At 67.4% G+C, this 21,115-nt stretch carries 17 protein-coding genes; 8 read left to right on the plus strand and 9 right to left on the minus strand.

Translation table 11 applies throughout. From position 1 onward, the window contains the following. Positions 1-53: 53 nt before the first annotated feature. The 3 genes from pstC to ASE59_RS05395 all read right to left on the minus strand — a co-directional run bounded on the left by pstC (position 54) and on the right by ASE59_RS05395 (position 3,737). Entirely contained in the window at positions 54-1,436 is a 1,383-nt protein-coding gene (pstC, locus tag ASE59_RS05385) for a phosphate ABC transporter permease subunit PstC (RefSeq protein ID WP_056453284.1), read from the minus strand. Next, positions 1,436-2,467: a substrate-binding domain-containing protein gene (locus ASE59_RS05390; RefSeq protein ID WP_056453286.1), complete on the minus strand. Its 1,032-nt coding sequence runs from the start codon at positions 2,465-2,467 to the stop codon at positions 1,436-1,438. Before ASE59_RS05390 ends, pstC begins: the two co-directional genes overlap by 1 nt. 67 nt (positions 2,468-2,534) lie before the next feature. Further along, the gene (locus tag ASE59_RS05395; protein ID WP_056453289.1) at positions 2,535-3,737 is read right to left on the minus strand and encodes an ATP-binding protein; all 1,203 of its coding nucleotides are present in this window, start codon (positions 3,735-3,737) and stop codon (positions 2,535-2,537) included. A gap of 85 nt (positions 3,738-3,822) precedes the next feature. Here ASE59_RS05395 and ASE59_RS05400 point away from each other — a divergent pair, with 85 nt between their 5' ends. From ASE59_RS05400 to ASE59_RS05415, 4 genes are read left to right on the plus strand one after another with little or no spacing between them, the layout of a single operon-like run. Continuing rightward, entirely contained in the window at positions 3,823-4,224 is a 402-nt protein-coding gene (locus tag ASE59_RS05400; protein WP_056453291.1) for a hypothetical protein, read from the plus strand. 5 nt (positions 4,225-4,229) lie between these two features. Then, on the plus strand, positions 4,230-4,505 hold the full coding sequence (locus tag ASE59_RS05405) for an HPr-rel-A system PqqD family peptide chaperone (protein ID WP_056453295.1): 276 nt from the start codon (positions 4,230-4,232) through the stop codon (positions 4,503-4,505). Further along, positions 4,495-5,358: an HprK-related kinase A gene (locus tag ASE59_RS05410; protein ID WP_056453298.1), complete on the plus strand. Its 864-nt coding sequence runs from the start codon at positions 4,495-4,497 to the stop codon at positions 5,356-5,358. The genes ASE59_RS05405 and ASE59_RS05410 overlap by 11 nt, the downstream gene beginning before the upstream one ends. Continuing rightward, complete coding sequence (locus tag ASE59_RS05415) at positions 5,355-6,383, plus strand: nucleotidyltransferase family protein (protein WP_056453302.1); 1,029 nt, start codon at positions 5,355-5,357, stop codon at positions 6,381-6,383. Before ASE59_RS05410 ends, ASE59_RS05415 begins: the two co-directional genes overlap by 4 nt. A 238-nt stretch (positions 6,384-6,621) precedes the next feature. Here ASE59_RS05415 and wecC read toward each other — a convergent pair whose 3' ends face one another. From wecC to pepN, 3 genes are all read right to left on the minus strand, one after another. Then, a complete protein-coding gene (gene wecC, locus ASE59_RS05420; protein ID WP_056453305.1) occupies positions 6,622-7,875 on the minus strand; it encodes a UDP-N-acetyl-D-mannosamine dehydrogenase in 1,254 nt (417 codons plus the stop codon). Then, entirely contained in the window at positions 7,868-8,992 is a 1,125-nt protein-coding gene (gene wecB / locus ASE59_RS05425; protein ID WP_056453308.1) for a non-hydrolyzing UDP-N-acetylglucosamine 2-epimerase, read from the minus strand. Before wecB ends, wecC begins: the two co-directional genes overlap by 8 nt. A gap of 99 nt (positions 8,993-9,091) precedes the next feature. Then, the gene (pepN, locus tag ASE59_RS05430) at positions 9,092-11,680 is read right to left on the minus strand and encodes an aminopeptidase N (protein ID WP_056453537.1); all 2,589 of its coding nucleotides are present in this window, start codon (positions 11,678-11,680) and stop codon (positions 9,092-9,094) included. A 97-nt stretch (positions 11,681-11,777) separates the two neighbouring features. Here pepN and ASE59_RS05435 point away from each other — a divergent pair, with 97 nt between their 5' ends. The 3 genes from ASE59_RS05435 (at position 11,778) to ASE59_RS05445 (ending at position 16,156) form a co-directional block, all read left to right on the plus strand. Beyond that, positions 11,778-13,448, plus strand: a complete 1,671-nt coding sequence (locus ASE59_RS05435; RefSeq protein ID WP_082458114.1) for a M20/M25/M40 family metallo-hydrolase — start codon at positions 11,778-11,780, stop codon at positions 13,446-13,448. A 267-nt stretch (positions 13,449-13,715) separates the two neighbouring features. Beyond that, positions 13,716-15,329: a M28 family metallopeptidase gene (locus tag ASE59_RS05440; protein WP_056453311.1), complete on the plus strand. Its 1,614-nt coding sequence runs from the start codon at positions 13,716-13,718 to the stop codon at positions 15,327-15,329. Further along, positions 15,326-16,156, plus strand: a complete 831-nt coding sequence (locus ASE59_RS05445; RefSeq protein WP_056453314.1) for a hypothetical protein — start codon at positions 15,326-15,328, stop codon at positions 16,154-16,156. Before ASE59_RS05440 ends, ASE59_RS05445 begins: the two co-directional genes overlap by 4 nt. On the opposite strand, the gene ASE59_RS05450 is transcribed toward ASE59_RS05445, so the two are convergent. The 3 genes from ASE59_RS05450 to ASE59_RS05460 all read right to left on the minus strand — a co-directional run bounded on the left by ASE59_RS05450 (position 16,066) and on the right by ASE59_RS05460 (position 20,330). Then, a complete protein-coding gene (locus ASE59_RS05450; protein ID WP_056453317.1) occupies positions 16,066-16,977 on the minus strand; it encodes a DMT family transporter in 912 nt (303 codons plus the stop codon). The two genes, ASE59_RS05445 and ASE59_RS05450, sit on opposite strands and share 91 nt — an antisense overlap. Continuing rightward, positions 16,974-17,975: a threonine aldolase family protein gene (locus ASE59_RS05455; protein WP_056453320.1), complete on the minus strand. Its 1,002-nt coding sequence runs from the start codon at positions 17,973-17,975 to the stop codon at positions 16,974-16,976. Before ASE59_RS05455 ends, ASE59_RS05450 begins: the two co-directional genes overlap by 4 nt. Before the next feature lie 336 nt (positions 17,976-18,311). Next, positions 18,312-20,330, minus strand: a complete 2,019-nt coding sequence (locus ASE59_RS05460) for a transglycosylase domain-containing protein (RefSeq protein ID WP_156359893.1) — start codon at positions 20,328-20,330, stop codon at positions 18,312-18,314. Positions 20,331-20,623: 293 nt separating this feature from the next. Between ASE59_RS05460 and ASE59_RS05465 the strand changes: the two genes are divergently transcribed. Then, positions 20,624-20,986: a hypothetical protein gene (locus ASE59_RS05465; protein WP_056453326.1), complete on the plus strand. Its 363-nt coding sequence runs from the start codon at positions 20,624-20,626 to the stop codon at positions 20,984-20,986. Positions 20,987-21,115 lie beyond the last annotated feature (129 nt).

Below are 21,115 nucleotides of genomic sequence, written 5' to 3' on the forward strand. Positions count from 1 at the left end.
GCTCGGGGGTCGCGGCGCGCTCGACGGCGGGCGATCCGGCGACGAGGCTGGGACTATTCATAGGCTTCCCGGTAGCGTTTCACGACGCGCAGCGCGACGACGTTGAGAAGGAAGGTGATCGCGAACAGCGTGAGGCCGAGCGCGAAGGCGGCGAGCGTCTTCGGGCTGTCGAACTCGGCCTCGCCGGTCAGCAGGTCAACGATCTGCTTGGTGACGGTGGTCGCGCTTTCGAACGGGTTGAGCGTGATCGACGCCGCGCCCGATGCCGCCATGACGACGATCATCGTCTCGCCGATCGCGCGGCTGACGGCGAGGAGCACGCCCGCGACGACGCCGGGCAGGGCGGCGGGGAGCAGCACCTTGCCGATCGTCTCGCTGGTGGTGGCACCCATCGCCAGGCTGCCGTCGCGCATCGACTGCGGCACCGCCGCGATCGAATCGTCGGCCATCGACGACACGAAGGGGATGATCATAACCCCCATCACGAGGCCGGCGGCGAGCGCGCTTTCCGAACTGGCAAAGGGCATGCCGAGCATGACGGCGAGGTCGCGGATCGCGGGGCCGACGGTCAGCGCGGCGAAATAGCCATAGACCACGGTCGGGACGCCCGCGAGAATCTCGAGGATCGGCTTCATCCACTTGCGCACGCCGGGTTTGGCATATTGCGTCAGATAGACCGCGCTCATCAGTCCGAACGGGATGGCGACGATCATCGCGATCACCGCGCCGATGAAGAAGGTGCCCCAGAACAGCGGCACCGCGCCCAGCGTCGCGCCCGGATCGTTCGCGCGAATGACCTGCGGGCTCCAGTTGGTGCCGAACAGGAAGTCGGTAACCGGCACGATGCGGAAGAAGCGCCAGCTTTCGACGACCAGCGACACGAAGATGCCGAGCGTGGTCAGGATCGCGATCAGCGACGCGACCAGCAGCGCGAGCATCACCGCGCGTTCGACCTGCGTGCGTGCGCGATAATCGGGGCGGATGCGGGTAAAGGCAAAGGCCCCGCCGGCAAAGGCGAGCAGGATGGCAAGCGTGGTGCCGATCCAGTCATAGCGGCTCTGCGCGGCGGCATAGGCGGGCGCCAGCACCTCCGCCTGTTGGTTGAACGCGCCGTACGCGTTGCCGAGCGCGAGCGAGCGCGCCTCCGCCAATATTGCCGAGCGTTCGAAGCCCGGACCGGGCAGGCCGGCGGCGGCGGGCGTCGACAGCACCGCGTCGCGCACCAGCGCTGGCGACACCGCGCTCCAGATGCTGAGGAACAGCAGGGCAGGCGCCGCGATCCAGATCGCCATGTGCCAGCCATGCTGGCCGGGCAGCGAATTGGGGCGGCCGGCGGCGGTTGTCGGCTTGGCGAAGCGCGCGGCGCGGGCGCGCGCGACCATCCAGCCGATGCCGCCAAAGCCCAGCACCAGCAGGATCAGCGTGACGCCGTGCATCAGTGCAGCCCCGCGGGGTTCATCGCGGTCTGGTTCGCGATCTCCGCCGCCGATTCGGCGCGGACGGCCGCCGGTGCCGCGATCATGCCACGCCGCGTCAGCGGGCCGCCCGGATCCCACGACTTTGCGAACATGGCGAGGAAGTCGTTCATGCCGGGCACGGGTTTGATGTGCGCCTTCTTCACATAGATGAACAGTGGGCGCGCGCCCGGATAGCTGCCATCGGCGATGCTGTCATAGCTGGGCGCGATGCCGTCGATCGGCACGCCGTGCAGCCGCGACTTGTTTTCCTCCAGATACGAATAGCCGAAGATGCCGACCGCGTTGGGGTTGGTCGACAGGTTCTGGACGATCAGATTGTCGTTCTCCCCCTTGTCGACATAGGCCGCGTCCTCGCGGATGCGGGTGCAGATATCCTCGTACCGGTCCTTGTCGCTGTCCTTCAGCGCCTTTGCCTGCGGAAAGGCGGCTTCGCAGGCCGGGACCATGATGAGTTCGACCAGCGCGTCGCGGGTACCGCTGGTCGCGGGCGGGCCGAAGAACTGGATGGGGATCGCGGGCAGCGCCGGGTTGATCTGGTTCCACATCCGCGCGCTATTGGGTTTGCCCAGCGGATTGGCCGACAGCGCCATATAGACGTCGCGCTTGCTTAATTGCAGCTTGGGGCCGTTGTTCGATTCGGCCAGCGCCACGCCGTCGACGCCGACCTGCACCTCCATGATGTCCTTCACGCCGTGCGACTGACAGGTGGCATATTCCGACTTCTTCAACCGGCGCGATGCGTCGAGGATGTCGGGATGCTGCGGTCCCACGCCGGCACAGAACAGCGCCGCGCCGGCACCGGTGCCGGTCGATTCGACCAGCGGCGCGCGCAGATCGGGATTGGCGTTCACCAGCATCTCGGCGACGGCGGTGGTGAAGGGATAGACGGTCGACGACCCGACGACGCGGATATGGTCGCGCGACGTCTGCGGCTCGCACGCCGACAGCGCGAGCACGAGGGTCAGGGCGGACATGATCCGACGAGTCATGCGGTTCCGGTTTCCAGGGGCGTATACGGTCATTCGCGACGCTCCGCCGTGCTCTGTTACCATGGCGTTACGGCTTCATGACAGCGTTCAGCGGCAACAGCACGCTGACCGTCGTACCGTCGCCGACGACGCTGCCGATATCGAGCCGCCCGCGATGGCGTTCGACGATGTGCTTGACGATGGCGAGGCCCAGCCCGGTCCCGCCCAGCGCCCGGCTGCGTCCCGAATCGACACGATAAAAACGTTCGGTCAGGCGCGGCAGGTGATCGATCGCCACCCCCTCGCCATGATCGCGCACGACCAGTTCGGCCGTGGTGTCGCGCGGCGCGAGCCGGATTTCGACCGGCGTGCCGGCGCGACCATATTTCATGGCGTTGCCGATGACGTTGTGCAGCAGTTGTGACAATTGGGCGCGGTCGCCGATCACGGTCACCGCCGGTTCGACCAGCAGCGACAGGTCGGCGCCGCGCGCCGGGTTCGTGGCGCTCAATTCGTCACGCACCGCGCGTAGCATCGCCGACAGGTCGACCGACTGGTCGGGCGGCCGGTATTTCTCCGCCTCGATCCGGCTCAAGGAGATCAGATCGTCGATCAGCCGCTGCATCCGCCGCGCTTCGTCATTCATGACCTTCAGGAAGCGTTCGCGCACGCCCGGATCCTCGCCCGCTTCGTCGCGCAGCGTTTCGATGAAGCCGAGCAGCGAGGCGAGCGGGGTGCGCAGTTCGTGGCTGGCATTGGCGACGAAATCGACGCGCATCCGCTCGGTCGCGCGGTTGCCGGTCCGGTCGGCGAGATGGACCAGCCGCCGTTCCCCGCCAAGGCTGCGCACCCGCATTTCCCAGCTCTGGTCGCGGGAACCGAGGCCGACCAGCCCGACCGGTTCGGGATCGTCGCTATTGCCGAACAGCCGTTCGGCGGCAGCGGGATGGCGGATGGCGAGGCGGACGTCGCCGCCGACGATATGCTGGCCGAGCAGCGCACGGGCGGCGGGGTTGGCGGCATCGACATGGCCGGCGGCGATCACGAGGATCGGTTCGTCGATTGCATCGATCGCCGCCTGCGTCGCGGCGGCGCCATGCTGACGCGCGGTATCGGGTGATTCGGTGCTGCTGCGGTCGGGGCCGTGCAGCCCGGCCACCAGCACGGCCGCGACCGCACCGACCAGCACCACCGCGCTGGCATTGATGCCGGCACCCAGCAGAAAGGCCAGCAGGGCGACGCCGACCGCAACGGCGAGGGCGAGGGGCAGGCGGGGGCCGAATTCGTCCATCGGCCCCGATTAGGCGCAAGTGCCGGCTTAGGCCAGTGGCCGTCTTTACGATTGCGTAATCGCGCTGGTTCAGGAAGATGACCCGATGGCCGACGATCCGCATCCCCCCGTCACGTCCGCTGCCGTGACCACGCGGCGCACGCTGCTGATCGGGGCGGCGGGGGCATCGGCGGTGGTATCGATCCGGCCGGCGCTGGCGCAGACCCAGGCGTCGGTGATGACCTGCGAGATCCCGGTGCCCGACAATGCACGGCGCGGGCAGACGATCGATGCGGAGGGGAGCGTCGTCGCGCCGGGCACGCCCGGGGCCTTTCCGGGCGCCAACCGCCCCTTCACCGGTGAGGAAGTACGGGCGGCGATGAACGGTGCGAACCTGCCCGGTGCCGATGGCGACACGACCCGCGCCTACATGAAATATGTCCAGCGGTTGCAGAACGGGACCAGCGGCTTCACCTGCTTCGCATCGTTGCAGATGCCGCGCGGCTGACCCGCATGGGCGCACGCTATCGCGCGCCGCCGCCGGGGCATGTCGTGACATTGCCGCTCGATCCGCTGACCGCGCTCTATCACCGGGCGTCGGGGCAGACGCATGTCGTGGCACCCCCGGTGCCGGAGATGCTGGCGCTGCTGGTCGATCCACTGACGCCGGGGGAACTGCTGGCGGCGCTGGGCGAGCGCTATGATCTACCCGATGGCGATATGGCGGCATTGACCGCGCGGCTCGACGAACTGGCGGCGATCGGGCTGGTGACGTGCGATGCGGTATAGCCGGATGCTGCGGATCGGGCCGGTCGGCTTCCGGGTCGGCAGCGACTGGCGCGGGCCGATCGCGGCGCTGGACGATCTGTATCGTGACTATCCGCTGCCCGAGGATGGCATCGTCGATTTCAACGTCCGCCTGTTCGCCGCGCGGCCATGGCGGCGCTTCGTCCGGCCAGCGGTGATGATCGGCGGCGACTATATGCTGCCCGATGCGCTGCCATTGCCGCTGGCCCAGGGGTTGCTGGCGGCGGAAATGGGCATGAATTTGCAGATGGCGCTGGCGCAGCGGCGCTACCTGTTGCTCCACGCCTCCGCCGTCGAGCGTGACGGACGGGCGCTGTTGCTGAGCGGGGTGTCGGGAGCGGGCAAGTCGACGCTGGCGGCGTTGCTGATGACGCGCGGCTGGCGGCTGATGGGTGACGAGTTCGCGCTGGTCGATCCGGCGAGCGGGCTGGTCCACGCCTTTCCACGGCTGCTCAGCCTGAAGAATGAGAGCGTTCCGGTGTTGCAACGCGCTGCGCCGGGCGGGCGGTTCGGGCCATTGCTGGCGGGCACGCCCAAGGGGGATATCCGCCATCTGGTCCCCGATGCGACCGCGATCGCGGCGATGGATCGACCGGCGGTGCCGGCGCTGCTGCTGTTCCCGACCTTTGGTCCGGCGCAAGCTGTGCGGGAAGTCGGTGCGGCGGAGACGTTCGTGCGGCTGACCCAGGCATCGACCAATTATGTCGCGATGGGCGAACGCGGTTTCGGCTCGCTCGGGCGGCTGGTGCAGGACGTGCCGGTCCGGGCGATCGACTATGCCGATACCGCTAGCGGCATCGCGCTGGTCGAGCGGCTGTGGAGCGAGCTGGCGTGAGCGGGGCGCTGGTTGCCGCTGTACTGACCGATCCGGGGCGGGCGTTGGCGCTCACGTCCGGCGATTGGAACGCGCTGATTGCGGCGGCGCGGGCCGAGCAATTGATCGGTAGCCTTGCCGTGCGGCTCGATGGGCTGCCGATCCCTCCTGCCGCCACGCGCGTCTTGGCCGATGCGCGGGCGTCGGCCGAACAGGGGCGGGTGGCGGCGCTGTGGGAGGCGGAGATGGCGCGTCGTGCGCTCGCGCCGCTCGGGGTGCCGGTGGTGCTGTTGAAGGGAACGGCGTTCGTTGCCGCCGGACTGGATGCGGGGCGGGGGCGGTCGATCGGCGACCTCGACATCCTCGTGCCGCGCGACGCCCTCGATGCGGTCGAGGCGGCGCTGCTGGCGGCGGGGTGGGAATGGGTGAAGCCCGACCCGTATGACGATGCTTATTATCGCCGCTGGATGCACGAGTTGCCGCCGCTGATCCACCGCGAGCGTGACCGGATGATCGACGTACACCATACGATCCTGCCCCCGACCGCACGGCCGACGCCCGATGCGGCGGCACTGATCGCTGATGCGGTGCCGTTGTCGGGCGGGTTGTCCGTCCTGTGCCCAGCAGACATGGTGATCCATGCCGCGGCGCATCTGTTCGCCGATGGCGACTTGCAGGGGGGCTTGCGCAACCTGTGGGATATCGATCGGCTGGTGCGTGAGTTCACCGCCGACGCCCCCGATTTCTGCCTGGACCTGATCGAGCAGGCGCACTTGCATCAACTGGTACCGACCATCAAGCGAGCGTTGCGCCTCGCAAAGTGCATCTTCGGTACGCCGCTGGTCGAATATGACGATCCGCTGCGGTTGCGCTTCACCCCGGTCGCGTCCGACGCGCTGTTCGCCCGGCGGCTGCTGGCGCGCGACGGCTGGGGCCGGTCGCGGCACAAGGGGACCGAGTTCGGCTTCTATGTCCGCTCGCACTGGCTGCGGATGCCGCCGGTGATGCTCGCGCGGCATCTGTGGACGAAGGTTCGGAAGAAGTAGGTTGGTTCACGCGAAGGTGCGGAGACGCGAAGGAAAAGAAGATCGGATTTCGCGCAGAGGCGCAGAGGCGCGGAGGTGTTGCGCTCGCCGCGACAGCGGCTCTCCCCTGCCGACCTCCCAGAGCGAAAATGCTGCGCCGGACAGGCCAAGATGGCCCGATCCACGACACCTCAGCGTCCTCTGCGCCTCTGCGCGAACAAACCCTTCCTTCTTCTTCGTGCCTTCGCGTGAACCGAATTCAACGCCACATGCCCCGCGTGTCGTACACCTGCTTGCCCGCCCGCGCTTCCGCCGGCACCCGCTTGAACACGCTATGGTCGACCAGCACGACCAGAATGTCGTTCGCCAGCCCGTTCTCCAACGACACCAGCCGGCCGCAAGCCAGCGCCTTGGGCAGCGTGTTGACAAAGGGTTCGACCAGATCGATCCGGTCGCCGAACCGCTCGACCAGTGCGGCGGCGACCTTCACCGCCGGGCTTTCGCGCAGGTCGTCGATATCCGCCTTGAACGCCAATCCCAGCAGCGACGCGCGCGCATCGGGTGCCGCGTCGAGCATCGCGGCGGCGCGGGCGACGACGTGGTCGACCTTGCCGTCATTCACCTCGCGCGCGGTGCGGATCAGCGGGGTCTGTTCGGGCGCGGCGTCGACGATGAACCACGGGTCGACCGCGATGCAGTGCCCGCCGACGCCGGGGCCGGGCTTCAGGATGTTAACGCGCGGATGGCGGTTGGCGAGTTCGATCACGTCCCAGACGTTCAGGTCCATCCGGTCGCACACGATCGACAATTCGTTGGCGAAAGCAATGGCCACGTCGCGGCTGGTATTCTCGACCAGCTTGACCATCTCCGCCGTCCGCGCATTCGTGACGGTGCACGCCCCCTCGACGAAGCGGCGGTAGAAATCGCATGCCGCTTCCGCGCAGGCAGGCGTGATCCCGCCGATCGAGCGTTCGTTCGACACGAGTTCGAGGATGATCCGCCCCGGCAGCACCCGTTCGGGGCAATAGGCGACGGCGATATCGGGCACCTCCGACACGCCGGGCAGCGACAGGTCGGGACGCAGTTCGGCGAGCAGGTCGCGGATCTGCTCCGTGGTCCCGACCGGCGAGGTCGATTCTAGGATGACGGTATTGCCCGGCGTCAGCACCGGCGCGATCGCGCGGGTGGCATCAAGGACATAGGACAGGTCGGGCGCATGGCCGGGGCCGAACGGCGTCGGCACCGCGATCACGAACACACCAGCCGGCGCCGGGCTGGTCGCGGCGGTCAGTCGGCCGAGCAGCACGACGTCGCGCACCAGCGTGTCGAGATCGGCCTCCTCGATATGGATGTCGCCGCGTGCGACGGTGTCGACCACGCGCTGGCTGACGTCGATGCCGATGACCCGCGCCCCCGACCGGGCGACAACGGCGGCGGTCGGCAGCCCGATATAGCCGAGGCCCACGACACACACGTCATAGCTGGCGGCGGCGGTGATCCGCTGTTCAAGCATAGAGTGTCTCCACGATGCGTGCGGACGCATGGCCGTCTCCGAAGGGATTATGTGCTCGGGCCATGGCGGCATGAGCTTGCGCGTCGTCGAGCAGCCAAATGACCTCGGCGACGATGCGGTCCTCGTCCGATCCGATCAGCCGGGCGGTGCCGGCCGCGACCCCTTCGGGGCGTTCGGTCGTCTCGCGCAGGACCAGCACCGGCTTGCCGAGGCCCGGCGCCTCCTCCTGCACCCCACCCGAATCGGTGAGCACGAGGTAGCACAGGTCGAGCAGGCGGACGAAATGCGCATAGTCCTGCGGTTCGATCAGCGCGACGCGCGGATGATCGCCCAGCATCGATTCCATGACTCCGCGCACCTGCGGATTGGGATGCACCGGAAACACGACGCCGATATCGGTGCGCTCGGCGATACGGGCGATGGCGCGGGCGATGCTTTCCATGCCGCCGCTGAAATTCTCGCGGCGATGGGTGGTGACCAGCACGATGCGCTTGCCAGCGAACCGTTTGGCGACGGTATCCAGCCCCGCGCCGTGCTGCGGATCGGCGGCGATACGCTCGCGCGCCAGATGCAGCGCGTCGATCACGGTATTGCCGGTCACCTGCACCCGCGATGGCGGCACGTTTTCGGCGAGCAGCGCGTCGGCGGCGGTCCGGGTCGGGGCGAAGTGCAGATCGGCGATGCTGCCGACGATCTTGCGGTTCACCTCTTCGGGCCAAGGATGGTAAATGTCGTGGCTGCGCAGCCCCGCCTCGACATGGGCGACCGGCACCTTGCGATAATAAGCGGCCAGTGCCGCAACCATCGCCGTCGCGGTATCGCCCTGCACGATCACCCGGTCGGGCTGCTCCGCATCGAATACCGGCCCCAACGCGTCGAGCAACCGCGCGGTCAGGCCATCGAGTGACTGGCCGGCGGTCATGATGTTCAGGTCGATGTCGGCCACGATCCCGGCAAAGGCCAGCACCTGATCCAGCATCTCGCGATGCTGCGCGGTCACGACGACGCGGGTGTCGAAGCCGGGATGACGCTTGAGCGCATGGATCAGCGGGAACAACTTGATCGCTTCGGGACGCGTGCCGAACACGACCAGCACCCGTTGCACCCGCTTGCTCATCGACGACCCCCGCGACCGGGATTGGCCGCCCATGCGGTGTGGCTTAGCCGCGGGAGTTTAACAATTGGTGCGGCCAAGATCCGTTTCGCCCGGCGGGGATCAGTTCAGCGACTTGCCCACCTGTTCGAGCATATCCTTCGACAGGCCCGGCACCGACAGGATCCGCTCCAGTTCGGCGCGCATCAACGCTCCCCGCGCCCGGTCGAACCGCCGCCAGCGCCCCAGCGGCGGCAGCATTTTGGCAGCGGTCTGCGGATTGATCCGGTCGAGCGCGATCAACTGGTCGGCCAGGAAACGGTAGCCGGCGCCGTCGGCGCGGTGGAACGCCTTCTGGTTCATGCTGAACGCGCCGATCAGCGCGCGGGCGCGGTTGGGATTGGTCAGCGTGAAATCGCGGTGGCCGGCAAGGTCCGCGACCTGTTCGAACGCATCGGCGCGTGTCGACAGCGCCTGCGTCGTGAACCATTTGTCGAGCACCAGCGCGTTGTCGCGGTACCGGTTGTAGAAGATGTCGAGCGCGGCGATGCGGCTGTCCGAATCCGAATTGACCAGCGTCATCAGCGCGCCCTGCCGATCGGTCATGTTGTCGGCCTGCCGGAACTGGGCAAAGGCGATGTCGTCGGCGTAGCTGGCCCCCGACGCCGCGATATAGCCGAGCGCGACGGTGCGCAGCCGCCGCTTGCCCTTGGCATCGGGGCTGTATTCGAACCCGTCCGCCTCGGTCCCGGCATAGGCGGCGCGCCATTCGACCAGCAGCGCTTGGCCGATATCGGCGCGTAGCGCCTCGCGAGCAGCAAAGATCGCGTCGGGATCGACCACGCCCATCTGGTCGCCGATGAAGCTGTCGGAGGGGAGCAGTACCGCTTCGGCGATGAACGCCCGGTCGAGACGGTCGTCGGCCAGCGTGTTGCCAACCGCCTCGATCACCGCCGCATGGTCGCCATGCCCGGTGGCGACCGAAGCAACCAGCGTGTCGAGCATCAGTTGCTGCATCGCTTCGTAGCGGGCGAAGGGGTCGTCGTCCTGCGCACTGAGGAACGCCAAGTCGGCCGATCCGCGATCGGTCTCGACGATCACCGGCGCCGAAAAGCCGCGATTGATCGACAGGACCGGGCGTTCGGTGACCGTTTCGAAGGTGATCGAACCCTGTTCCTCGTCGAGCAGGAGCAGTTGTTCCTCGCTTAAGGGGCGGCCGGTTTCCGCGCCGAACAGCCGGACCTTGAGCGGCAGCACCATCGGCAGCTTGGTCGATTGGCCCGGTGTCGGCGGCACGGTCTGCGTCAGCGACAGCGTCGCGCGACCGCCGCCGGCTTCGTGCGCCAGCGTCGCGACGACGCGCGGAGTGCCGGCCTGTTCGTACCAGTGGCGGAAGCGGGTCAGGTCGACGCCCGACGCATCCTCCATCGCCACCACGAAATCCTCGCAGGTCGCGGCGGTCCCGTCATGGCGGCTGAAATACAGGTCGGTGCCGGCCCGGAACGCGGTCTCGCCCAGAATCGTCGCGATCATGCGAACGACCTCGGCCCCCTTGTTATAGATGGTCGCGGTGTAGAAGTTGCTGATTTCCTGATACGCATCGGGCCGGATCGGATGCGCCAGCGGGCCGGCATCCTCAGGAAACTGCGACGCGCGCAAGCTGCGGACATCCTCGATCCGCTTGACCGCTGCCGACCCCTGATCGGCGGAGAATTGCTGGTCGCGCAGGACCGTGAAGCCCTCCTTCAGCGACAGCTGGAACCAGTCGCGACAGGTGACGCGGTTGCCCGACCAGTTGTGGAAATATTCGTGGGCGACGACGGCGGCGATGCCGTCATAGTCGTAATCGGTCGCGGTATCGGGGTCGGCGAGGATGTAGCGGCTGTTGAAGATGTTCAGCCCCTTGTTTTCCATCGCCCCGAAATTGAAATCGTCGACCGCGACGATGTTGAACACGTCGAGGTCATATTCGCGGCCATAGACGCGCTCGTCCCACGCCATCGACGTTTTCAGCGCGCGCATCGCATGGTCGGTCTTGGCGAGGTCGGGTGCACGGACCCAGATGCCGAGTTCGACCTCGCGGCCCGATGCGGTGACGAACTGCGCACGATTGGCGACCAGATCGCCCGCGACCAGCGCGAAGAGATAGCAGGGCTTGGGGAAGGGGTCGGACCATTCCGCCCAGTGCCGCCCGTCCGCCAGATCGCCCGACGCGACCGGATCGCCGTTCGCCAGCAGCACCGGGAAGCGCGCCTTGTCCGCCGTCATCGTCACCCGGTAGCGGCTGAGGATATCGGGGCGGTCGGGGAAGAAGGTGATGCGGCGGAACCCTTCCGCCTCGCACTGGGTGCACAGATTTCCGCCCGATGCGTACAGGCCCATCAACTGGGTATTGGCCTGCGGCTCGATCACGACCTCGGTCGTGATTTCATGGGCATCGCCGGGCAGGTCGAGGACCAGCGCGCCGTCCTCCAGCCGCCAGTCGTTGCGTGGCGTGCCATCGACCGCGACCGACACGGGTGTCAGTCCGTCACCGTCGAGGCGCAACGGTCCCGTGCCACGGCGTTCGACCGACAGCGTCGCGCGCACCCGCGTGCCGCGTGGGTCGAGATCGAATTGGAGGGCGATATCCGGCACATGCCATTCGGGCGGACGATAATCGCTGCGGCGGATGACGGGCGGGGCCGTGGGGGTACGCATCGCATCGACCATCATCTTTTCACCCGTTCCCGTCGCGTTGTTGCCGTCGTTGCGTGGGGCCACGCCATTGGCTACGCCTGTATCTATGGTCGCTTGTCGAAGGATTCCAATGTTCCGTCCAGCCTTGTTGCTCGGTCTTCTCATCAGCACCGCCGGAATTGCGCAAGATGCGCCGCAGGCCCCGGCTCCTGCCCCCACCGCCGCCGAGTTGGCTGCACGTAATACAGAAGTGAATGCGGAACTGCCCGCGGCACAGGCGGCGATGAAGGCGCATGTCATGTTCCTTGCCAGCGACGCGATGCGCGGGCGCGATGCCGGGTCGCCCGAATATGATATCGCCGCCAATTATGTCGCGTCACAATTCTATGCGGCGGGGCTGCGTCCGGCGGGCGATGACGGCAGCTATCTGCAGAACGTGCCGCTGATCCGCATGAACGCCGCCGACAAGGGGCAGGTAAGCCTGAACGGCCAGCTGCTGACTTTTGGCGAAGACTATCTGCCCGGCATCAACCCGCAGGCGCCGGAATCGATGATCGAGGGCAAGGTCGTCTATGTTGGATACGGCATCGTCCGCCCGGGTCGCGACGATTATGCCGGCGTCGATGTGCGCGGCAAGATCGTGGCGGTGGTGCGCGGCGCGCCCAACGGCCTCGACAGCGAGGAAGCGGCGCATTTCGGCGGCATCGCTACCAAGGCGGCGATCGCGAAGGCCAAGAGCGCGGTGGCGGTGATTGCGCTCCAGACGCCCGAGGCGGCTCAGCGTTCGCCGCTGTCGAAGAGTGCAGCGAGTTATGACAGCCCGAGCGTCAGCTGGGCGGAGAAGGACGGCGTCGGCCATGTGATGGGTGGCGGCGTACCGACCATCGCCACCATCGGTGCGGCGGGCGCGGAAAAGCTGTTCGCAGGATCGGGCACGAGCTGGGCGAAGGCGGCGGCGGCGCTGTCGGGCAAGGGCAAGTTCCGCGCGGTGGCGCTGAAGCCGACCATGACGGTGGCGCTCAAGACCAAGATCACACCGTTGCCGAGCTACAATGTCGCGGGTATCCTGCCGGGCAGCGACCCGTCGGTTGCGGCGGAGACCGTGGTGCTGTCGGCGCATCTCGACCATGTCGGTGTGGGTGCCCCCAATGCGAAGGGCGACACCATCTATAACGGTGCGATGGACAATGCGGTGGGCATCGCCTCGCTGATCGAGGAGGCCAAGCGCTTCAAGGCAGCGGGCAAGGCGCCGCGCCGCTCGATCCTGTTCCTTGCGGTCACCGCCGAGGAAAAGGGGCTGGTCGGCTCCGATTACTTCGCGAACAATCCGACGATCGAGAAGGCGCGGATCGTCGCCGACGTCAATCTCGACATGCCGATCATCACCTACAAGTTTACCGACGTCATCGCCTTCGGCGCGGTCCGGTCGAGCCTGGGCGATATCGTGAAGCGCGCGGCGGCGACGGCGGGGGTGAGCTTCTCGCCCGATCCGATGCCGGAAATGGCGCTGTTCGTGCGGTCCGACCATTATCGCTTCGTGCAGCAGGGCGTGCCGTCGGTCTTCCTGTGGCCGGGCACGTCGGGACCGGGCAAGGCGGCGGTCGATGCGTTCTTCGCCAACAATTACCACAAGCCGTCCGACGAAGTGGTGCAGGGCCCGCCGATCGACTGGGAATCGGGCGAACGCTTCATCAACGTCAATTATCAGATCGCCCGCGACATCGCCGACGCCCCCGCGCGTCCGGCGTGGAACAAGGGTGATTTCTTCGGCACGCTGTATAACGGGTACGGCGCGAAGTAAGACGCGGGGAGCCGCCGCGCTCCCCCCATCCGCCGGCCTTCACCGGGATGACGATTTCCAGGGCCGATCAACGTTCAGCGACGATCGTAAATTTCCGTTATTCCCGCGCAGGCGGGAATCCATAACCGCTGACGTTCCGGCTGGATTTGCGACGCTAGCGCATATGGACTCCCGCCTCCGCGGGAGTGACGATAGCAGATAGAACAGTCGTCCCGCGTCGAGGGAACTTAAGCTCGATCTGACCTAAATGATGTAACAAGGACTCCCATGCGCCTTATCCCGCTCGCACTGTTGCTGGCATCGACCGGCGCGCTCGCCCAGACTGCCCCGCTCACCCCGGAAGAGGCGGCGATGCGGGCGCATGTCGCGTTCCTCGCCGCCGACGACATGAAGGGGCGCGAACCCGGTACCCCCGAATATGATCGCGCCGCCGCCTATGTCGCAAACCAGATGCGCGCCGCCGGATTGCAGCCGGGCGGCGACAATGGCGGCTATCTGCAACGCGTGCCGCTGATCTCGGCAGTCCCGGCGGGGAAGGGGCGGATGACGGCGGCGGGGCGCCCGGCGCTGACCTTCGGTAGTGATTACCTGACCTCGACCAGCTTCCTCGAACCCGATCTGCGGCGGTCGGGCGAGGTGGTGTTCGTCGGGCAGGGCGTGACCGATACCGCCAACGGCATCGACGATTATGCCGGGCTGGACGTGCGCGGCAGGATCGTCGCCTATCTCTACGGCGCGCCGCCCAAGCTGCCGAGCGAGGTCCGTGCGCATTTGGGCAGTGGTGATACCAAGCGCGCCAATGCGGCGGCGCATGGCGCGATTGGCGTGATCCAGATCGAGACTGACGAACAATCGAAACGCTATCCGTTCAGCTATCTGATGTCGATGTATCGCAGCCCGCGCATGACCTGGGTCGGCAAGGACGGGCGGGCGCAGGTCGCCGGGGCCGCCGCGCCGTCGATCGGGTGGCTGAGCGCGTCGGGTGCGGCCAAGCTGTTCACGGGATCGGCGATCGACTGGCCGGCGGTGCTGAAGGCGGAAGCCGCCGGCACGCCGGTGCCGCGCGGGGCGACCGGGGTGCGAGTGACGACGCGGCAGCGTTCGACGACCAGACGGTTCGACAGCAGCAACGTCGTCGGCATCCTTCCGGGCAGCGATCCGGCGCTCCGCGACCAATATGTCGCGCTGTCGGCGCATCTCGACCATATCGGCGTGTCGACCGATCCGACGCTCCCCAAGGGTGCCGACCGCATCAATAACGGCGCGATGGACAATGGCGTCGGCACGGCGGCGATGATCGAGGTCGCGAAGCAGTTCGCCGCCGATCCGCGCAAACCGCGCCGCAGCCTGATCTTCGTCAGCGTGACGGCGGAGGAGAAGGGGCTGATCGGCAGCGAATATTTCGCGATGAACCCGACGGTGCCCAAAGGATCGATCGTCGCCGACGTCAATCTGGACATGCCGATCCTGTCCTACCGCTTTCAGGACATGGTCGCGATCGGGGCGGACCATTCGACCGTCGCGGAAGCCGTGGCGCGCGCGGCGGGCAAGCGCGGCATCGCGCTCAGCCCCGATCCGGAGCCTGAAGAGGCGATCTTCGTCCGGTCGGACCATTACAGCTTCGTCAAGGCAGGCGTGCCGTCGGTGTCGCTCGACACCGGGTGGAAGGGGCCGGGCAAGGCAGCGGTCGCGGACTTTCTGGAGAAGCGCTATCACCAGCCGGGTGACGATATGAACCAGAAGTTCGACTGGACGGCGGGGCGGGTGTTCGTGGCGATCAACCACGACATCGCGCTCGACCTCGCGAACGCGGATGCGCGGCCGCGGTGGAACAAGGGCGATTATTTCGGCGTGTTGTACGACGGTTACGGGGCGAAATGAGCCGGCTGCTGGTCTTCGGCATGGGCTATACGTCGCGGGCGATCGCGGCGCGACTGGAGACGCGGGGGTGGCGGGTCGTGGGCACGACGCGGGACGGGCGGGACGGCAGTATTGCGTTCGGCGACCGCGATCGGGTGCGGTTCGAGGCGGCCCAGGCGACCGCGATCCTGTCGAGCGTGCCGCCCGATGGCGAGGGTGATCCGGTGCTAACCAACTACCGGGATGTACTGGCGGGGCCGACGCTGGCTTATCTGTCGTCGACCGGTGTCTATGGCGATGCCGAGGGCGGCTGGGTCGATGAGAGCGCGCCGATTGCCGGGCGGCGGGGCAACCGTAATGCGGCGGATGCGGCGTGGCTGGGGTTGGGCGCGCGGGTGTTCCGGCTGCCGGGGATTTACGGGCCGGGGCGGTCGCCGCTGGAGCGGGTGGCGGCGGGGCAGGCGCATCGGGTCGATTCCCCGGGGCAGGTGTTCAGCCGGGTGCATGTCGCGGATGTTGCCAAAGGTGTCGCGTACGGACTGTCCGCACCGGCCGGTTCGTATAATTTATCCGATGATCTGCCGGCCTCGCAGAATGAGGTCGTCGAATATGCGGCGCGCTTGTTGGGGGTCGAGCCACCGCCGTTCGTCGCGCTGGAAACGCTCAGTCCGATGGCCCGCGCCTTTTATGGTGAGAACCGGCGGGTGGCGAATGGCAAGGCGAAGCGATTGCTGGGCTGGACGCCCGATTACCCCGATTACCGGTTCGGCCTGCGCGCCTTGAGCGCCACCACCAGCCCGGCCAGCGCCAGCAGCGCGCCGGCGCCCGCGAGCGGCGACCAGCGATAATCTTCGAACAAAGTTGACAACAGCATCGCGATGACCGGCACGACGACGCCGTTATATGCCGCCTTGGCCGGGCCGATCGTGCGGATCAGCCCGAAATACAGGGTGAAGGCGACTGCCGAGGCGACGATGCCGAGATAGAATAGTCCGCCAACATAGGACCAGCGCCAGTCGAACACCGGCGCGCCGACGGTCAGCGTGGCGTAGGTCGCGTCCATTGCCGCGCCGATCAGCATCGCGATCCCGAGCAGCGGCACCATCGGATAGGCTTTGGCGGTCGGGGTCGCCTGCATGACGTTGGCGACCGAGGCGGAGAAGACGCCGGCCAGCGCGATGCCGAGGCCGATCAGCACCGCCGCGCCGTTTTCGGGATGCTCACGCGCTTCATGCACGAACAACAATGCGACACCGGCCAGTGCGATCGCCGATCCGACCAGCAATTGCCGGCCCATGCGCTGGCCGAGAAAGATGCGCGCGAGGATCGAATTGGGCACGATCAACAGCGCGTACATCAGCGCGACCAGCCCCGAGGTGACATATTGTTCGGAGCGGTAGACGAAATTGAAGTTGAGGCAGAATTGGGCAAGGCCGAGTCCGGCCGCGAAGAACAGCCCGCGCCGGTCGACGGCAATCCGGTCGCCGCGCTGCCACGCCCAAAGCAGCATGACGAGACCGGCGATCAGGAAGCGATAGGTCACCGACCATGACGGCGGCACGATGCCCAGCTGATCGCGGATCACGATCCATGTCGATCCCCAGATCAGAGTGACGATGCCGAACGGGATCAGTACCGCCGGCGTCGCCGAACGGGGGGTGTCGGTCATAATGCCGCGATCGCCTCCGCCAGCGGGCGCACGGCCGCCGCATCCTGATCCCATGCGACGACCAGCCGCGCCTGTCCCACGCCCCAGTCGTAGAAGTCGAACCCTTGCGCGCGCAACGCTGCGGCTTCGTCGGCGTTCAGCCGCAGGAAGACCTCGTTGGCCTCGACCGCATGGACCAGCCGGTTGCCGGCCGCCGTCGCCAGCATCGCCGCCCCGGCATTGGCCGCGCGAGCGTTGGCGAGCCACACATCGCCGTCGAGCATCGCCAGCAGTTGCGCGGCGAGGAAGCGGCCCTTGGAGGCGAGCAACCCGGCACGCTTGCGGCGGTAGCGGGCGACCTTCGCCAGTTCGGGGCGGAAGAAGACCAGCGCCTCGGCCGACATGCCGCCATTCTTGATGAAGCCGAACGACAGCGCGTCGACCCCGGCTTTCCACGTCACCTCGGCGGGCGAGCAGCCGAGATGGGTGACGGCATTGGCGAACCGCGCGCCGTCCATGTGCAGGCCCAGACCGCGCGCGCGGGCGACCGCGCCGATCGCGGCGACTTCCTGCGGAGTATAGACACGGCCGGCTTCGGTGGCTTGGGTGATCGAGATCGCGTGCGGCTGTACCTGATGCACGTCGTCGCGGATCGTTGCGAGGTACGCCTCGATCGTGTCCGGCGCGAGTTTCGCACCGTCGCTGCCAAGCAGCATCAGCTTGGCGCCATGGGTGTAGAATTCGGGGGCGCCGCCTTCGTCATTCTGAATGTGCGCTTCTTGGTGGCAGACGATGCCGCCGTGGGGTGGGCACATCGCCGTCAGCGCGAGGCAGTTGGCGGCGGTGCCCGATGGCACCCACAGCACCGCGACCTCGCAGCCGAACAGTTCGCCGAAGCGGGCGTCGAGTTGGGCGCTTAGCCGGTCGCCATCATAGGCGGTGTCCTGTCCGTTGGCGGCGACGATGGCGTCGAGCACGGCGGGGCAGGCGGGGGCGGCATTGTCGGAAAAGAAGCGCATGGCAATGCCTTGGGCGCGCGGGGGGCGGGGGTCAACCGGGGGGACTTTCGCGCGGTGCCGCTGACCTCTCTTTCGTCATCCCGGCGCAGGCCGGGATGCATGGTGCCGCATGAGCGACGGCTTCGGTGCTTGGGGAAACATGAATCCCGGCGTTCGCCGGGATGACGGGGGGAGTGGGGGGATGGGCAGTCCCTGCCTTCATCCCTCCCGCGGAGGCGGGAGGCCATAGACGCTGGCGTCGATGATGGAAGCGCGGGCGTGGCGTGTATGGGTCCCCGCCTGCGCGGGGACGACGATAGTAGAGGGCGATAGTTGTTGGCGCGCTGGCGTTGGCGCCTATTGTTCCTCTTCGTCCGGGGGGCTCCGGTCGTCCGGTTCGGGCGGTTCTTCCTCGCGGCGGCGGCGGTCGTTGGGGGCGAAGCGGACTTGGCCGTCGGGGTCGACCGAGACGTCGAAGCCCGGCCCCTGGATCGTCGGCGGGGCGTCGAACGGGTTGCCGAGCATGTCCTGTACCGCATCGATCGCGTTATCGATCGGTTCGGGTTCGGGGGCGGCGACCGGTACTGGATCGCGCAGGTTCAATGCCTGTCGCATGAAGTCGCGCCAGATGCGGGCGGGGAGGCCACCGCCGGCCAGCCCGGGATTGGTGCTGTTGTCGTCATTGCCCAGCCACACCCCCGCGACGATCCCGCCGGCATAGCCGACGAACAGCGCGTCGCGATTGTCCTGGGTCGTACCGGTCTTGCCGAACGCCGCGACCGGGAGGTTGGCGGCGATGCCGGTGCCCTGTCGGATCGACGCCGCCAGCAGCGTACGCATCCCCTCCAACTCGTCGCGCGACAATGTCTTGCGGGTCGAGCGCAGCCGGTCGAGCCAGGTCGGTTCGTCCTTTTCGGCAAGCCCACGCGGGATGACCGGTGCCTCGCCCGCCGCGATCGCGGCATAGGCGCTGGTCAGTTCCAAGAGCGATACCGTGGAGGTGCCGAGCGCGATCGAGGCTTCGTTGGCGATCGGCGTCGAGATGCCGAGGTCGCGGGCGGCGCGGATGACGTTGCGCACCCCGACTTCCTTGGTCAGCCGCGCGGCGGCGACGTTGCTGGAGCGTTGGAAGGCGCGTTCGAGGGTGATGGTGCCGAGATAGCGCCCGTCGCTGTTCTTTGGACTCCATTCGCCGATGGTGACCGGTTCGTCGAGCACCTGGCTCTGGGGGGTCAGGCCAGAGCGCATGGCGGCGAGATAGACGAACAGCTTGAAGGTCGAACCGGGCTGCCGCCGCGCCTGTACCGCGCGGTTGAACGGGCTGTTGCGGTAATCCTTGCCGCCGACCATCGCGATGACGCGGCCGTCAGGGCGCATGGCGACGATCGCGACCTGCGTCTGGCGCAGGCCCGCATTGCGGACGGCGCGTTCGGCGGCGCGCTGCATCCGGACTTCCAGCGTCGTCGCGACCTTGCGATCGGCGCCGATGCCGCCCGCGCGGTCGCGTGCCTGCGGCAATACCCAGTCGGCGAAATAGGTGCCCGAGGGGAGCGTGCTGTTGCCGGTGACGCGCAGCACGGCCGGTTTCACCCGGCGTGCCTCGGACGGGGTCAGGTAGCCGGCATCCTCCATCGCGCCGACGACGACCGCCTGGCGGGCGCGCGCGCCCTTCAGATTGCCGGTCGGGGCGAGGCGCGAGGGGGCTTTCACCAGCCCGGCCAACATCGCCGCCTGTCCGACGGTCAAGTCCTTGGGCGCGCGGCTGAAATAATGGCGGGCGGCGGCGTCTAGGCCGTACGCATTGTCGCCGAAATAGGCGTTGGAGAGATAGCGCGACAGGATCTCGTCCTTGGTCAGCCATGCCTCCAGCCAGAAGGCGATCAGCACCTCGCGCAGCTTGCGGGCCGCCGTCCGGTCCGAATCGAGGAACGCGTTCTTGGCAAGCTGTTGCGTGATCGTGCTCGCGCCCTGTCGTACGCCGCCGGCCTGCGTATTGGTCCACATCGCGCGGACGATACCGCGCGGGTCGATGCCCCAATGGGTGCGGAAACGGCGGTCCTCGATCGCCATGAAAGCTTCGGCGACATGCGCGGGCAGCTTGGTCGCATCGACCGGCTTGCCGATATTCGCGCCGCGCTCGGCGATCGGGGTGCCCTCGGCCGAGAGCAGCGTGATCGACGGCGGAGCGGGTGGTTCGAGCGATTTCGACAGCGGCGCGGTGAACGCCAGCCACGCGATCGCGATCACCAGCAGGATGATGAAAATGCCGAAGCCGCGCATGACCCAGCGCAGCCACCAGCGCAGCGGTTTGCGACGGCGGGCGGTCTGCGGCGCTTCGGGGCCGGGCGGCGGGGGTGGCGGCGGCGCTTCGCCCATGCCGGGGAAGCTGCGATCGTAATCGGCCAGCGCGTCGTCGAATGCGGTCAGCCGCCGTCGCCGCTCCAGCGCATCGCCCGACAGCGGGGTCGTCAGGCGCCCGATCCGGCTGGGATCGATCGGGCCGGAGGGCGGGGACGGGGGATCGTAAGCCATGATATCGGCCGTGTATTACCGTTCTGATACAGCCTCGGCAAGCGCGGTTGCGGCGGGGCGGGGGGTGCGTGGTGGACCGTTGCCGGAACCGGCTGGGCTGTCGTGCGCTAGGTCGCGGAGTCGCAAGGAGAAACGGCGTGGACGACGATCGCATCTGGAGTTTTGAGGAAAGCCTGTGGACCGCCGACGCGGCGCATTACGAGGAATCGGTCGACGACGAATGCCTGATGGTGCTGCCGACGCCGCCGTTCGTGTTCACCGGCCGCCAAGCGATCGATGCGGTGAAGGACACGCCGCGCTGGGAACAGGTGTCGCTGACCGAACGGCAGGTCGCGCGGCCGCAGGAGGGGCTGATTGTCGTCGCGTACAAGGCGGAGGCGCATAAGGGCGGCGAGGCGTATCTGGCCTATTGCACGTCGACCTATCGCTGGATCGAACATGGCGTGTGGACGGTGGTCCAGCATCAGCAGACGCCGCCGCTGACGTCGAAGGGGGATTGAGCGTAGCGTTAGCCGCCAGAAATTTCGTCGTTCCCGCCTGCGCGGGGACGACGACGAAGGTTCTAGGCCGGATCGACATTCACGCGAAACGCGACGAATTGCTCCCCTCCCTGGAAGGGAGGGGCTGGG

The organism is Sphingomonas sp. Leaf10 (assembly GCF_001421245.1).
Classification (GTDB): Bacteria; Pseudomonadota; Alphaproteobacteria; order Sphingomonadales; family Sphingomonadaceae; genus Sphingomonas.

Excerpts from the sequence above, each read along its gene's own strand:
- pstC (WP_056453284.1), bottom strand. The coding sequence starts at position 1,436 with ATGCACGGCGTCACGCTGATCCTGCTGGTGCTGGGCTTTGGCGGCATC.
- ASE59_RS05390 (WP_056453286.1), bottom strand. The coding sequence starts at position 2,467 with ATGACTCGTCGGATCATGTCCGCCCTGACCCTCGTGCTCGCGCTGTCG.
- ASE59_RS05395 (WP_056453289.1), bottom strand. The coding sequence starts at position 3,737 with ATGGACGAATTCGGCCCCCGCCTGCCCCTCGCCCTCGCCGTTGCGGTC.
- ASE59_RS05400 (WP_056453291.1), top strand. The coding sequence starts at position 3,823 with ATGGCCGACGATCCGCATCCCCCCGTCACGTCCGCTGCCGTGACCACG.
- ASE59_RS05405 (WP_056453295.1), top strand. The coding sequence starts at position 4,230 with ATGGGCGCACGCTATCGCGCGCCGCCGCCGGGGCATGTCGTGACATTG.
- ASE59_RS05410 (WP_056453298.1), top strand. The coding sequence starts at position 4,495 with ATGCGGTATAGCCGGATGCTGCGGATCGGGCCGGTCGGCTTCCGGGTC.
- wecC (WP_056453305.1), bottom strand. The coding sequence starts at position 7,875 with ATGCTTGAACAGCGGATCACCGCCGCCGCCAGCTATGACGTGTGTGTC.
- wecB (WP_056453308.1), bottom strand. The coding sequence starts at position 8,992 with ATGAGCAAGCGGGTGCAACGGGTGCTGGTCGTGTTCGGCACGCGTCCC.
- pepN (WP_056453537.1), bottom strand. The coding sequence starts at position 11,680 with ATGGTCGATGCGATGCGTACCCCCACGGCCCCGCCCGTCATCCGCCGC.
- ASE59_RS05435 (WP_082458114.1), top strand. The coding sequence starts at position 11,778 with ATGTTCCGTCCAGCCTTGTTGCTCGGTCTTCTCATCAGCACCGCCGGA.
- ASE59_RS05440 (WP_056453311.1), top strand. The coding sequence starts at position 13,716 with ATGCGCCTTATCCCGCTCGCACTGTTGCTGGCATCGACCGGCGCGCTC.
- ASE59_RS05445 (WP_056453314.1), top strand. The coding sequence starts at position 15,326 with ATGAGCCGGCTGCTGGTCTTCGGCATGGGCTATACGTCGCGGGCGATC.
- ASE59_RS05450 (WP_056453317.1), bottom strand. The coding sequence starts at position 16,977 with ATGACCGACACCCCCCGTTCGGCGACGCCGGCGGTACTGATCCCGTTC.
- ASE59_RS05455 (WP_056453320.1), bottom strand. The coding sequence starts at position 17,975 with ATGCGCTTCTTTTCCGACAATGCCGCCCCCGCCTGCCCCGCCGTGCTC.
- ASE59_RS05460 (WP_156359893.1), bottom strand. The coding sequence starts at position 20,330 with ATGGGCGAAGCGCCGCCGCCACCCCCGCCGCCCGGCCCCGAAGCGCCG.